Here is a 15,207-nt window from a genome sequence, read left to right as displayed (position 1 = left end):
ACCTTATGATAAAAGTACCCGGCAGGAAACGTGTTGTCATCACGAATGTACAACCTGTTATAGATGAGGGTCAGTTTCCTGCAAAGGCAATTCAATGTTCACCCGTTACCATTTCCGCAGACGTATTCACCGACGGACATGACGAAATCCTGGTTCAGATCTGGATCCGGCACAGCACAGAAAAGCGCTGGCAACAGCACCCGATGGTTTTTGAAAACAACGACCATTGGACCTACACATTTGAGCCTGCTTTTGCCGGCATTTATGAATTCCGCATTAAAGCCTGGACAGATGCCTTCCGCAGCTGGCAGAAGGGATTGATGAAAAAGTGGGAAGCGGGAATGGATATAGATGTGGAAATCCGCAACGGCATTGCGATTGTGCAGGAACGCAGCGAACAACTAAAAGGCAGCAACCGGAAAGATCTGCAGCGCTGGATCAGAGAAATGGAGACAGCAATGGGTACAGAACAGCAGCTGAGACTTATCCACGATACTCAGTTAAGCGCGATCATGCTGCAGCCGGAACTTACGGATATCCCCTGCACGGAGTGTAAAACCTACCAACTGGAAGCCGACCGGCAAAGGGCCCTGTTCAGTACCTGGTATGAATTGTTTCCGCGTTCTGCAGGAGCCGGCGGAAAGCACGGAACATTTAAAGATGTAGCCGCGCTGATCCCCTCCATCAGGCATATGGGCTTCGATGTGCTGTATCTGCCGCCGGTGCATCCTATAGGAAGGGAAAAACGAAAAGGAAAAAACAATGCGCTGATTGCGACAGAAACCGATCCAGGATCTCCCTGGGCTATCGGTGCCAGGGAAGGCGGACATAAGTCGCTGCACCCGGAACTGGGTTCCATGAAAGACTTCAAACAGCTCGTGAAAACTGCTGTGAAGCATGACATGGAAATAGCGCTGGATATAGCATTGCAGTGCGCACCAGACCATCCGTATGTAAAAGAGCACCCGGAATGGTTCCGCTGGCGCGCAGACGGCACCGTACAGCACGCCGAAAATCCTCCTAAAAAATATGAAGACATCCTCCCTTTCGACTTCGAGTCGGAAGCCTGGGAGTCGCTTTGGGAAGAACTGAAAAGTATTTTCCTGTTCTGGATCGACGCCGGCGTAAAGATATTCCGTGTGGATAACCCACATACGAAATCGTTTTATTTCTGGCAATGGCTGATACGCGAGATCAAAAATGAGCATCCGGATGTATTGTTCCTTGCCGAAGCATTCACGCGTCCGCGCCTGATGGAACAGTTGGCGAAAGCGGGCTTTTCCCAATCTTATACCTATTTTACCTGGAGGAATACGAAGGAGGAGATAGAAACCTATATGAAGGAACTGAGCTCCGCGCCTCTGCGTAATTTTTTCCGCCCGAATTTCTGGCCCAATACACCGGACATTCTGCCCCCGTTCCTCTCGGACGGCAAGGAGAATGCACATCTCATCCGTTTGCTGCTCGCAGCCACGCTTTCTTCTTCTTATGGAATATACGGACCTCTGTTTGAGCTGGGGGAATCGACTCCGGTAAGCGGGAAAGAAGAATATACCGACAATGAAAAATACGAGATCCGCCAATGGCAGCGCGATACATATACCAAGATACGTGAAGTGCTCATCCGCATCAACAGGATACGGCAGCAGCATACTGCCCTGCAGCAATATACCGACATTCATTTCCTGCCTGTAAACAATGATCAGATCCTCGCGTACTATAAAACTTCCGCCGACGGATCCGATACAATGATCGTCGTGGTGAACCTGGATCCGTTTCACCCGCGTGAAGCAACCGTGACACTCCCGGCTTCGATCGCCGGCAGGCAATATCATTTCGCTGTTCACGATCTGCTCAGCGGCGACCGCTACGACTGGCATACGGGCGAAAACTACGTCCGGCTCAATCCCTATGATCTTCCCGCACATATTCTTCATTTACAATAACACTATTTCATTCGACGCATGTCAGCCAACACTATTTTAGACGACAAACTGCACTGGTATAAAGATGCGATCATCTACGAAGTGCATATCAAAGCATACAAAGACGCAAACGACGACGGGATCGGGGATATAGAGGGTTTGCTGCAGAAACTGGACTACCTGCAGGGACTCGGTGTAACAGCTATATGGTTGTTGCCGTTCTACCCTTCCCCGCTTAAAGACGATGGCTACGACATTGCGGACTATTACAATATCAATCCGTCTTACGGAACCCTGGAGCAATTCCGGAAACTGCTGGAAGTAGCACATTCCCGCAACCTGAAAGTGATCACAGAGCTTGTCATTAACCACACATCCGATCAGCACGAGTGGTTTCAGCGCGCACGTCGTGCCCCTAAAGGCTCCGACGAACGAAATTATTATGTGTGGACCGACGATCCGAAACAGTTTAAAGATGCACGGATCATCTTCCAGGATTTTGAAGCGTCCAACTGGACATGGGATCCGGTAGCAGAACAATACTACTGGCATCGCTTCTTCTATCATCAGCCGGATCTGAACTACGACAATCCGCAGGTGCAGGAAGAAGTGTTCCGCATAATGGATTTCTGGTGCAGGATGGGCGTAGACGGATTCCGTCTGGATGCCGTACCGTATCTCTTCGAGCGTGAAGGCACCAATTGCGAAAACCTGCCCGAAACGCATACGTTCCTTAAAAAGCTCAGGGCTTATGTAGACGAACACTATCCCGGAACCCTGCTGCTGGCGGAAGCCAATATGTGGCCGGAAGACTCTGCCAGCTATTTCGGCGACGGGGACGAATGCCATATGAATTACCACTTCCCGGCAATGCCGCGGATGTATATGGCGTTGCAGATGGAGGACAGCTATCCGATCAAAGACATATTCGATCAGACACCGGAAATACCTGAAGTGTGCCAGTGGGCAATGTTCCTGCGCAACCACGATGAGCTCACCCTGGAAATGGTGACCGACGAGGAGCGCGACTACATGTACAAGATGTATTTAAAAGATCCGAAAGCACGTATCAACCTCGGCATCCGCCACCGGCTCGCTCCCTTAATGGATAACGACCGCAGAAAAATAGAATTGCTGAATCACCTGCTGCTCTCTATGCCGGGCACACCCGTGATCTACTATGGCGATGAAATAGGAATGGGCGACAACTATTACCTGGGTGACAGAGATGGTGTGCGCACCCCGATGCAATGGTCGATGGACCGCAATGCGGGCTTCTCCGGTGCGAATGCACAGCGGCTGTATCTTCCCGCTATCACCGACCCGCGCTACCATTATGAGTTCCTGAATGTGGAACTGCAGAGTGGGAACACTTCATCCCTGCTCTGGTTCATGAAACGCCAGATAGCGCTTCGGAAGCGATTCCGGAGCCTGAGTCGCGGTAATATGAAATTCATCACTTCTGATAATGCCAAAGTGCTGGCCTTCACCCGCAGCTACGAACAGGAAACGGTACTGGTAGTGGTGAACCTCTCCCGGTATCCCCAGCCGACCGAACTGAAGCTAAGTGAATACGGCCCATGCCGGCTCAAGGAAATATCCGGAGGAAACTATTTCCCTTCCGTTCATCCGGAAAAGCCCTACTTCATTTCGCTCTCGGAATATCAGTGTATGTGGTTTCTGCTGGAGGCACAGGAAGCGGAAGAAAATACGCATACGAAAGAACACGCTGTACTGGAGGGCTTCGACAGAAGCAACCTTCAGGCCTGGAAAAACAACCTCGATCTTTCAGGGCTCATTCACAATTATATGAATGGCATGCGCTGGTTCGGCGGTAAAGGCAAAAAAATACAATCCGTAACGGTTACAGAAATTGCGCAGGTAGCAATCCCAGACGATGAAGTGCTGCTGCTGCTGGTGGAAGTGGCTTATAAAAGCGGACTCCCCGATGTGTACCAGTTGCCTGTATCCTTTGCGTCGGGAAGCAATTCCGAAACGGTCAGAAAAGACCATCCGCAGGCCGTAATCTGTACTGTCCGCTCGGGCAATGAAACGGGAATTTTCTATGATGCATTGTACAATCCGGAATACCGCACCGCTTTATACAAGTATATGCAGGAAAGCCTGAGCATCACGCCGCAGCGTGGAGAAACCATTTCATTCAAAAGCACCCGGTTACTGAAAGACACGCGTGGTCAGGATATTCCGCGTTCAAGGATATTGTCGGCCGAACAGAGCAATTCTTCAATCACTTACGGAGACGAATTTTTCCTGAAGATCTACCGTAAAGTGGACCGCAGCATCAATCCCGATCTGGAGATCACAAGATACCTGACCGAAAAAGCACATTTCCCATTTGTGCCGCGGTACACAGGTTCCGTGGAATGGAGTTCGAGAGAAGGTACCGTTGTTCTGGGAATGATGCAGGAAATGCTGAACAACCATGTAGACGGCTGGAAGTATATGCTTGAATCGGTAAAAAAATATAAGGAACATATCCAGTCGGACCCTTACCAACAGGAAATTGCGGCCTCAGGAAATGCCGCCCCTGACGAACTGAAGGAACTGCTGGGACCCGATGTCTATGCGAAAGCAAGCTTGCTGGGAACGCGTACGGCAGAAATGCACCTTGCATTGCTGGCTGCTGACGAAGATCCCGCATTTATCCCGGAGCCGTTTTCACTGCATTATCAGCGCTCGCTATTCTCATCCTTCCAGGCGCTTACCAGAAGTGCCTTCCAGTTACTGGAGCAGAACATCGGCACCCTGTCAGGACATATCCGCGCGGAAGCAGAAGCATTGCTCACACGCAAAGCAGATATCCTGAACCGGTTCCGGGACATCTACCGGAAAAAATATGACGTGGTAAAGATCAGGATCCATGGCGACTATCACCTGGGTCAGGTGATCTTCAAAGGCCCGGATGTATTCCTGCTCGACTTTGAAGGAGAGCCGGCGAGAAGCTACAGCGAACGTCGCTTGAAGCGTTCGGCACTGCGCGATGTAGCGGGCATGATCCGTTCATTTAATTATGCTGCTTACAATAGCATATTACTCGAAAACAATCAGGAAGAGGCCGAACCCGAGCTATTGCATCAGATGCAGCAATGGCAGCAGTATATGAGCGAGGTATTCCTGGATGCATATATAGAAACAGTACAGGGCACGCCGCTGGTACCGGAAGACAGGAATGATCTGATGCAACTGCTGCAGATCTTCATCCTCGAGAAAGCAGTGTACGAGCTCGCTTACGAACTGAATAACCGCCCGGACTGGGCGTTGGTGCCGATAAAAGCCATACATGCCATCATCGGCTAAAGCAAATGACATGGGAAAAACAAACACAAAACATATACTGTCTGCAGATGCAGCATCGCTGTTCTCCGACTTCGATATAGAACTGTTCAAAGGCGGTGTGCACTACCGGCTTTATGAAAAAATGGGCGCACAACGCGTTACAAAAGGAAACGCTGAAGGAATCCTTTTTTCCGTATGGGCACCCGGCGCAGGCTCGGTGTCGGTAGCGGGCGACTTCAACGGCTGGGATAAAAATGCCCATCCCATGCATGCAAGATGGGACAGTTCCGGGATCTGGGAATTATTTGTTCCGGATCTGGCACCGGGAACACCGTATAAATTTATCGTCCGGAATGGCGACTTTGAAGCAGAGAAATCAGACCCGTTTGCATTCCAATGCGAAGTACCGCCGCGTACCGCTTCATTAATTCCTGCAGCCGATACCTTCCGCTGGACGGATAAAAAATGGATGCAGGAAAGACATCTGAAACAAAATGAACATGCACCGCTCTCCATCTACGAAGTGCATCTCGGATCCTGGAAGCGAAAAGACGGCAACGAATTCCTTTCATACCGCGATATGGCCGGCGAATTACCAGCCTATTGCAGAGAAATGGGTTTTACACATGTAGAGCTGATGCCGGTGATGGAGCATCCGTTTTACGGATCATGGGGATATCAGCAAACCGGCTATTTCGCTCCCGGCAGTCGCTTCGGCACTCCCCAAGATTTTATGCACCTGATCAACGAGTTGCATAAAGCGGGCATCGGGGTGATCCTGGATTGGGTGCCTTCGCACTTCCCGACGGATGCACACGGACTCCAGTATTTCGACGGAACACATCTGTATGAACACAGCGACCCGCGCAAAGGTTTCCACCCGGATTGGCAAAGCAGCATTTTCAACCTGGGGCGTAATGAGGTGCGTGCATTCCTGATCTCGAATGCGCTTTACTGGCTGGACCGCTTTCATGTCGACGGACTGAGAGTGGACGCTGTTGCGTCGATGCTGTACCTGGATTATTCCAGGAAAGAAGGAGAATGGATTCCGAATGAGTTCGGTGGCAGGGAAAACCTGGAATCCGTGCAGTTCTTCCGTCAGCTGAACGATGCGGTGCATGCGTCTTACCCGGATGTACTCACCATAGCAGAAGAATCAACGGCCTGGCCGGGAGTCACCCAACCTGCATCGGCGGGCGGACTGGGTTTCGACCGCAAGTGGATGATGGGCTGGATGCACGATACGCTTCTGTATTTCGCACAGGATCCTGTTTACCGGAGCTACCACCAGGAACTGCTTACGTTCAGTATCATATATACTTATTCGGAAAAATTCATCCTGCCTTTTTCTCATGACGAAGTGGTTCATGGTAAACATTCCCTGTTACGGAAAATGCCGGGGGATGAATGGCAGCAATTTGCGAATCTCCGCCTACTCTTCGGATACATGGCAGCACATCCCGGCGGGAAACTGCTCTTTATGGGCGACGAGTTCGGACAGTCCGGAGAATGGCGTCACGATTACAGTCTGGACTGGCATGAAGCGTCCGGAGATAAAAACAAGGGAGTGCAACAATTGGTGAAAGACCTGAATCATCTGGGTAACCATCCCGCCTTAGCGGATAACTATAACCCGTCAGGTTTTGAATGGATCGATTTCAGCGACCGGGACAATTGTGTGATCAGCTGGCTGCGCAAAGGTACCAACGGCAGTTTCCTCGTATGTATATTTAACTTCACCCCTGTGGTGCGCCGCAATTACCGTCTGGGAATGCCGGAAGCCGGGTACTATACCGAATTGCTGAATACCGATGCCGCTGTTTATGGCGGAAGCGATGTACATAATACGCAGCTTGAGACTGCACCGTTCGCACGCCATGGCCGCACGCATTCGCTGTCGCTCACATTACCGCCGCTGGCCACACTGGTGCTGGAATATAAAGGGCCGAATTTCTAAATCATACACGATTGTACATCTTTACCATTGCACGGAGCTTTCCGGCGATCTGTCTGCTGAAAGCCTCACCGGGAATACGGATATTCCAGTTGCCGGCAGCAGATCCCGGTGTATTAATCCGGTAAGATGCATCCAGGTTCAGCAGATCGTGCATCGGGATGATCGCTGTGGCCGCTACCGATGCGTAGGCAATACGGATGAGTTCAGAGGACACATTTTCAGGTCTTATCTTTTTACCGGTATATGCTTCCATGCATTCTTTCACGGAAGCATCCGTGTCGTTCACGAACCAGCCGTTTGTCGTGTTGTTGTCGTGCGTACCGGTGTACACAAAACATTCCGGCGTATAGTTGTGCGGAATATCGACAGAGACAGCCATATTGCGTCCCCAGGCAAACTGCAGCACTTTCATACCCGGCAGCCCCAACTCTTTACGGAATGTATACACAGCGTCCATTTCCTCTCCGAGATCTTCCGCAATAAACGGCAACTGACCCAGTTCTTTGGTCACCTGTTCGAAGAATGCTGCGCCCGGACCTTTGATCCAGTTACCGTTTACTGCTGTCGCTTCGCTTGCAGCTACTTCCCAGAACGATTCAAATGCGCGGAAATGATCCAGCCGCAACAGGTCGAACTGTTCCGTATTACGCCGCAGGCGTTGGATCCACCAACTGTAAGCGTCTTCCCGCAGGGCGTCCCATTTATAAGTAGGCATCAGCCAGAGCTGACCGGTTTCGCTGAAATAATCCGGAGGCACACCGGAGCTGAGTTTCATGCGATACTGTTCATCCAGTTGAAATATGCCGGGATTCGCCCAGACTTCCGCTGCATTATGATTGAGGTAGAACGGCAGATCACCGATCACTTTTATCCCGGCGATACGACAGTCGTCGCGCAGCATCTTCCATTGCCGGTCTGCAATAAACTGGGCCCATCTGATAAGACGCAACTCTTCAGCACGCGCATCGGCGAAGGCCGTCAGTACGCCAATGTCTCTTTTGCGGAATGCTTCCGGCCACTCGTACCAGGGCAGCCCGTTATGCTCTCTGCTGATTACGGTAAACAATGCATAATCGTTGAGCCACCACGACTCTTTTGTGCAAAACGCATTGAAGTGAAAATGAAGTTTATCCCATTGCCTGAGTGTAAAGTTGTGGTATGCTTTCTCCAGGAGCTCCTGACGCATGCGATCGCAATGCGCATAGTCGATATGCTTTTTTGCAGGGAGATGCGGCAGATCAGCACGCGAAATCAATCCGTCGGCAAGCAGTTGCTCCGGACTGATCAGCATCGGATTGATCGCCATGGAAGAAGTGGCGCTGTAGGGAGAATAATCCTGTTGCGCTTGTACCGGGTTCAGAGGAAGGATCTGCCAGTAACGTTGTCCCGCAGCATGGAGAAATTGTATAAAACTGCGCGCTCCGGGTCCGAAATCTCCGATACCGGATTCCGAAGGCAGGGAGAAAACAGGCAACAGTACCCCACTTCCGCGCGTATGCTCAGGCAACTCTGAACGAAGCAGCGATATCGGCAAAGTACCGAAAAGGCGAGTCACGGGGCATTGCTCCGGATGCTTCACACGCGTGTCGGCTGCTGTATCGGTCCATTCCTGCTGATTGTTATCCGGCAGCTCAACACGCGTATCTGCCCAGTCGATTTCCGCGACCATGCATTGCTGTTGCTGAGCCAGCTGCAGTGTGTTCAGTCCCATTACCACCAGTACATAGCGCCTGTCGCAGATGCGCGTAAATGCCAGCACATGATCTTTATATTTCCCAGATACCTTGCAGGGAACATACATACCCGATGCAAAAATATCGGGGTCTGCCGAACGCAAGGCCAGCAAGCGACGCGTAAACAACAATTTGATCCGGCCATCCGCGCGTTCTTCCCATAATGCCTCGTCCGGCGGGGAAGTAAGTTCATTCGCGGTCAGGCCCGTCAGGTAATTGGTACGCATGCTGTAATCCACCGGTCTGCGATTGTCGGGATCGACCAGACTGAAATCCCATAATTCCGTTCCCTGATACGTGTCGGGTACACCCGGACAGGTATGCTTCAGCACCAGCTGTTGCAGGCCGTTGATATAACCTGCCGTTGCAAAGCGTTCGAGGAAATACCGGAATTCGGCGAGGAAGTTGGCATCGTCGAGCAGATGGTCCAGGAAATCAGCCGCCCGCTGTTCATAATGTTCATCGGGGTTTGCCCAGCTGCCGTGTTCTTTCGCCTCCCGTAACGCCTTCACCAGGAACTCATGCATGCGCTCCCGGTAATTGTCTGTCAGCGCTCCGTCCGCAGGGAAAGTAGCAAACAGGGTCTGGAATACCAGGTAACAGTCGTTCGCATCGGGCAGCTTCCCGGCAAACAATTCCTCCTGTCTGCGCATCCACGACTGCACCTGGTCAAACCATTGCGGAGCAGATTCCGTAAGGGTATTGAGCCGCGCGCGCGCGTCTTCGCCGCGTTTCGTGTCGTGCGTGGCAGTGGCATTCATCGCCAGCGGTGTATCGATAACGCGTCGCTTCATAAAGGAATGGAACGCTTCCGTAGAAATGCCGAAAGCAGTCGCATCGTCCCCCACTTCATTATGTGCGATCATATTGTTGTAGGTGTACATCATGGTGTCCTCCACGCCTTTAGCCATCAGCGGACCGGTGAACTGCATACAGCGCTGATAGAACGCCAGCAGCTTTTGACTGTATGACGCTTCATGCGATCCGGTTTCGGAAAAGAACAGCTCCTGCAGCCAGGAAATACCTGTCTTTGCTTCCGGAACTGCCTGCCCGGCATCGGAAAGTATCTGCCTGAGCTGTTGTTCATACTCACCTTCCAGCGGAAAACGGTAAGCGTAATATTTATAGACAGGGCAATAGACCAGCATAGCGGTAACTGCCTCTTTAAGTTCGGCGTCTGCTATGGCCGGCATTTCCGGGAATTCATCCTTTGCCAGCCGCACGAGGTTTTCTACTTCTCCCTGCATGTATTGTTCGAGGATCAGGCGCTTCTTGGAAAGCCGGATTAATTCAGGGTCTTCGGCAATACCGGAAAGACGATTATAGTATTGCTGCCATTGCCGTTGATCGCCCGTCGTAAACAGATTATTCACCACAGCGAGGAAGTCGTAACCCGTCGTTCCTTCCACGGGCCAGTGTCTGCAGATCTGCTCGTGCTGCTGCAGTATTTTTTCCACAACGATATAGAGCTCATCTCCCACCATTTCTCTCAGGTGGAACAGATATGCGGAAGGGTCGGCAAGTCCGTCTACATGGTCTACACGCAAGCCACGGAAAATCCCATCGTCACAAAGCGTGCCGATGAGGCGGTGATAATCGGCAAAGACCAACTCGTCCTGCATATTCATTCCGATAAGACCGTTTATCGTAAAAAACCGGCGGTAGTTGATGGTATGATCTGTATCCTGCCCGCTGACAAGCTGATAGTGTTGAACACCGAGCAACTGCCGTAAAAAAGTTGTGTCTTCATTGAGCTGCGGAAGCATAGCCGCATGCCCGCCCGCAAGCATCGATTCTTTTGCGGCCGCTGTGATCATATCCGCACCCGCCTGCGACACCGGAAGCATCCAGTCTCCGCAGCACAACTGAAACATCGTACCATTGACAGCAAGCTTCAGCTTACCCTGTCCGATCGTATCGTCTGCAGTTGTCTCAAGGATGGGCAGCATCAGCTTAGCCTGCGCATGCGGATGATTCCAGTCTATATCGAAATAGTGTGCATACTGCGACTGAACACCGTTCTGCAGCACATCATACAGCCAGCTGTTGTCTGTATGCAAAGCCATATGATTGGGGACAATGTCCTGTATCCAGCTGATTCCCGCTTCACCCAGTTTACTGCTGATTGCATATAATTGTTCGAGCGTCCCGATCTCCGGATTAATCAGGTTTGCATCGGTAACATCATATCCGTGTGTACTTCCGGGAACCGCTTTAAATATCGGCGATGCATAGATGGATTTGATTCCGAGCTCCTGGAGGTAAGGGATAATGGACTCCAGGTCGGAAAATCCGAACGCTTTGTGGAATTGAATACGGTAGGTGGATATCGGGTTAAAAGGTTTCATCGCCATAAAATAATAAGTACAGATTCAGGTTGAAGCAGTATACGGGAAGGAGACTCCTGCGGAGCGGTGCCGGGACCCTCCCATTGTTTTGCTGCAGAGTCGAGCAGCAGGATTGCGTTTTCCGGCAATCCGGGAACATCCGTATGTTGCTGCTGCTTTGTAAAATTGAACAGGCAGACAAGGTCCTGGCCCGGAGCGCTGCGATAAAGTTGCAGCATGCCCGAAGGGTCGGTAACCGATGTGCGCACGCCGGAGCGGTCGCCGGAATGTAAAGCCTGCAGGTCTTTGCGCATCGCAATAAGGAATGTATAATATTCATGCAGACATTTATGAGGATAGGCTTCCAGTTTGTTCCAGTCGAGCTTGCTGTTCTGAAAAGTTTCCTCAGCCTGCGGATCGGGGCATTCGCCGTCTTCATAGAACCCGGAAAATTCTGCCTTACGCCCTTCCCGCACCGCATCGGTGAGCTCGGGATCGCTATGGCTGATGAAGTATTGGAATGCGCTTCCCGAGCCCCATTCCTCTCCCATAAAAATCAGCGGCAGGTAGGGACTTACAAATACGGCAGCGGCAAGCAATTTGAGCATTTCGAAGCTATGCAGTGCTGAAGTACGTTCTCCGAACATCCGGTTGCCTACCTGGTCATGGTTCTGCGAGAAAACGATGAACCTGTTTCCATCCAGTCCGTCGGTCTTACTGCCGAAACTGCGAGCACGCGTTTCGGAGTAAATGCCATCATACACATAAGCATCCCGGTACGCCTTCGCAAGGTGTTCCGGTCCATTGAAATCGGCATAATAACCGGTACGTTCCACTCCGGCACATACACGCAATGCATGGTGAAATTCGTCGTTCCATTGCGCATCCATTGCGTAGCCGTTCAAAGACCGTTCATCCAGAAAACGCCTGTCGTTCAGATCGCATTCCACGATCAGATGGTAATGCTCTCCGGTAAAAGCACTCAGCTCATCCACATATTCGCGGATTTCCTGCAGGATATGCTTTGCGCTCATATCCTTGATCGCATGCACCGCATCGAGCCGCAGGGCGTCAATATGAAAATCGCGGAACCACATCAGGGCATTCTCAATAAAAAAATCACGTACCTGGTCGGAGCCTGCATCGTCAAAATTCACCGCATCTCCCCAGGGTGTTTTGTATTTATCCGTAAAGTACGGACCAAAGCTGCTGAGGTAATTCCCTTCCGGACCTACATGGTTATACACCACATCAAGCACCACGGCAAGTCCCTTTTCATGGCATTTGTCCACAAGCGATTGCAGCCCTTTTGCGCCGCCATAAGCATAATGTACGGCGAATGGAAATACGCCGTCATAGCCCCAGTTGCGTGTTCCGGGAAACTGTGCCAGCGGCATCAGCTCCACAGCGGTGATACCCAATTCTTTCAGGTAGTCCAGCTTTGCTTCCACACCTGCAAAAGTGCCCTCTTCAGAGAAGGTGCCGGTGTGGAGTTCATAAAATATATAAGCGGATAAAGGCGGATTCTCCCATGCGTTATCCGTCCACGCGAATGAGGCATCCACAACCTGCGACCAGGAGTGAACGTCTTCCGGCTGGCATAAGGAAGCCGGATCGGGATACACACAGTCATCGAGCTCTATACGGTATGCATCACCGGCGCATAACGACAGTTCCGAACTCCAATAGCCGAAGGCCTGCGCAGTAAGCGGCAGTTTATCTTCCCGCGTGCATACAAAGGCCTGCTTCGCCTCCGGAGCCCATACCTTCAGCATGCTGCGGCCACCTTCACAGACCATCCCTATCCCACGCCGCTGCACATCTACCCTTTTCATCCTTTACGCGGATTTAGCAATACACATACCGACCTGCTCTCTATATGCATTTCCGAACCGGCACCGAAAGCGTTTTCAGCAGCGGCGCCGTTTGCGGTGTTCAGCACCACCTTCCATTCCGTTCCGTATTGTTCCTGCGGCAGGCGGAACGTAAGATCCTCTTCGGATGCATTGAAGATCAGGTAGCAGTTATCATCTGCAATGAGTTCTCCTTTCGGACCGCGCGATTTAAAGCCTTTTCCGCTGAGGTAAATGCCCAGCGATTTCGCAAACCCTTTATCCCAGTCCTCGTCATTCATCATCGATCCGTCCGGACGGAACCACGCAATATCCTCTGTGTCGGCCCCATGTATTTTCATTCCCTGAAACCAGCCTTTGTGCTGGAATACGGGATGCGCACGGTTCAGTTGTATCAGCGATTTTGTGAAATCGAGTAACTCCGTATCGGCGTGCTGCCAATCCAACCAGGATATTTCGTTGTCCTGGCAATAAGCGTTGTTGTTTCCCTGCTGCGTTCTTCCGGATTCATCACCGGCAAGCAACATCGGTACTCCCTGGGACAGGAAAAGCGTAGCCAGCAGGTTTTTCTGTTGCTTCCGCCGCAGTGCAAGCACTTCCTCATTGTCCGTCGGCCCTTCGGCACCACAGTTCCAGGAAAGGTTGTCATTCTGCCCGTCGCGGTTATCTTCCCCATTGGCATCATTGTGCTTTTCATTGTAAGACACCAGGTCAGCCAGCGTAAAACCGTCGTGAGCCGTAATAAAGTTGATACTTGCTGTCGGCTTACGGCCATCATCTTTATACAGATCCGAACTACCGGTGATGCGCTCGGCAAACTCGCCGAGACCGCTGTTCTCACCGCGCCAGAAATTACGGATACAATCCCGGTAACGACCATTCCACTCAGACCATCCCGGCGGGAAATTCCCTACCTGGTAGCCGCCTTCCCCGATATCCCAGGGTTCAGCGATCAGCTTTACCTGCGAGATCACGGGGTCCTGGTAAATAATGTCGAAAAACGAGCTGAGCCTGTCGACCTCGTGCAGTCCGCGGGCCAGCGCCGAAGCCAGGTCGAAGCGGAAACCGTCCACATGCATTTCCTCGATCCAATACCGGAGGCTGTCCATGATCAGGCGCAGCACTGCCGGCTGTTGTGTGTTCAATGTATTGCCGGTGCCGGTATAGTCATTATAATAACGCGCATCTTCCGCAAGGCGGTAATACATACTGTTATCTATTCCTTTCAGGGAAAGCGTGGGTCCTTTTTCGTTCCCTTCGGCAGTGTGGTTAAATACCACATCGAGTATCACCTCGATACCCGCACCATGCAGCGCCTTCACCATTTCCTTAAATTCGTTTAATACCGCACCATTCTCATCTTTACGGGAACTGTAGCGGCTTTCGGGCGCAAGGAAACAGATGGTGTTATATCCCCAGTAATTACTCAGTCCCTGCTCGCTCAGCGTTTGCGTATCGGTAAAGTAATGGACGGGCATCAGCTCCACGGCCGTCACGCCAAGGTCCTTCAGATACTGCAGCACCACGGGATGACCAAGCGCAGCATAGGTGCCGCGCAAATCTTCCGGAATATCCGGATGCTGTTGTGTAAACCCTTTTACATGCAGTTCGTAAATAATTGTCTTATGCCAGGGAGTGCCCAGTCGCCGGTCATTTCCCCAGTCGAAAGACGGATCGGTAACCACACACTTCGGCATCGAATCGGCACTGTTGCTTTCATTAAAGCTCAGATCATCTTCCTGAAGATTATAGCCATAGAGCGTTTCGTTCCATTTCAGTGTTCCGGCCAGCGCCTTTGCATAGGGGTCGAGCAACAATTTATGCCGGTTGAACCGGTGCCCGTTCTGTGGTTCGAAAGGACCGTCCACATACCAACCATACAATTGCCCCGGCTTCATTCCGGGAACGTATACATGCCATATATAACCGCTTCTTTCACTGAGTTGAATGGTCGTAGTCTCCTTTTCGTCTGCATCGAAGAGACAAAGGAAAACTGCTGTTGCGTGCTCGCTGTATAATGCAAAGTTGACGCCGGCGCCATCCCAATGCGCGCCCAGGGGAAATGGCTTCCCCGGGTATATTGATTGCTGTTGATCCACAGTATATATGCTTTAG

At 51.4% G+C, this 15,207-nt stretch carries 6 protein-coding genes; 3 read left to right on the top strand and 3 right to left on the bottom strand.

Annotation, left to right across the window (positions count from 1 at the left end):
- The first annotated feature begins 5 nt into the window (after window positions 1-5).
- The 3 genes from ABD846_RS12655 to glgB are packed head-to-tail and all read left to right on the top strand — an operon-like array spanning window position 6 to window position 7,179.
- Window positions 6-1,946 carry an alpha-1,4-glucan--maltose-1-phosphate maltosyltransferase gene (locus ABD846_RS12655; protein WP_344827611.1) on the top strand — a complete coding sequence of 647 codons (1,941 nt, stop codon included), beginning with the start codon at window positions 6-8 and terminating at the stop codon, window positions 1,944-1,946.
- Window positions 1,947-1,964: 18 nt separating this feature from the next.
- The gene (gene treS, locus ABD846_RS12650) at window positions 1,965-5,243 is read left to right on the top strand and encodes a maltose alpha-D-glucosyltransferase (RefSeq protein WP_344827609.1); all 3,279 of its coding nucleotides are present in this window, start codon (window positions 1,965-1,967) and stop codon (window positions 5,241-5,243) included.
- A 10-nt stretch (window positions 5,244-5,253) separates the two neighbouring features.
- Window positions 5,254-7,179, top strand: a complete 1,926-nt coding sequence (gene glgB / locus ABD846_RS12645; protein WP_344827606.1) for a 1,4-alpha-glucan branching protein GlgB — start codon at window positions 5,254-5,256, stop codon at window positions 7,177-7,179.
- A 1-nt stretch (window position 7,180) separates the two neighbouring features.
- On the opposite strand, the gene treY is transcribed toward glgB, so the two are convergent.
- Genes treY through glgX form a run of 3 tightly spaced genes read right to left on the bottom strand, consistent with a single transcriptional unit; the run spans window position 7,181 to window position 15,191 of the window.
- Complete coding sequence (treY, locus tag ABD846_RS12640; protein WP_344827604.1) at window positions 7,181-11,260, bottom strand: malto-oligosyltrehalose synthase; 4,080 nt, start codon at window positions 11,258-11,260, stop codon at window positions 7,181-7,183.
- Window positions 11,257-13,074, bottom strand: a complete 1,818-nt coding sequence (gene treZ / locus ABD846_RS12635) for a malto-oligosyltrehalose trehalohydrolase (protein ID WP_344827602.1) — start codon at window positions 13,072-13,074, stop codon at window positions 11,257-11,259. Before treZ ends, treY begins: the two co-directional genes overlap by 4 nt.
- A complete protein-coding gene (glgX, locus tag ABD846_RS12630; RefSeq protein WP_344827599.1) occupies window positions 13,071-15,191 on the bottom strand; it encodes a glycogen debranching protein GlgX in 2,121 nt (706 codons plus the stop codon). Before glgX ends, treZ begins: the two co-directional genes overlap by 4 nt.
- Window positions 15,192-15,207: the final 16 nt, after the last annotated feature.

The sequence above is a fragment of the Rurimicrobium arvi genome, from assembly GCF_039540495.1.
GTDB lineage: Bacteria > Bacteroidota > Bacteroidia > Chitinophagales > Chitinophagaceae > Rurimicrobium > Rurimicrobium arvi.
This window is presented reverse-complemented; position numbering and strand designations above follow the sequence as displayed.

Bases quoted from the DNA above. Each gene is read 5' to 3' on its own strand.
- ABD846_RS12655 (WP_344827611.1), top strand. From the start codon at position 6: ATGATAAAAGTACCCGGCAGGAAACGTGTTGTCATCACGAATGTACAA.
- treY (WP_344827604.1), bottom strand. From the start codon at position 11,260: ATGAAACCTTTTAACCCGATATCCACCTACCGTATTCAATTCCACAAA.
- glgB (WP_344827606.1), top strand. From the start codon at position 5,254: ATGGGAAAAACAAACACAAAACATATACTGTCTGCAGATGCAGCATCG.
- treZ (WP_344827602.1), bottom strand. From the start codon at position 13,074: ATGAAAAGGGTAGATGTGCAGCGGCGTGGGATAGGGATGGTCTGTGAA.
- treS (WP_344827609.1), top strand. From the start codon at position 1,965: ATGTCAGCCAACACTATTTTAGACGACAAACTGCACTGGTATAAAGAT.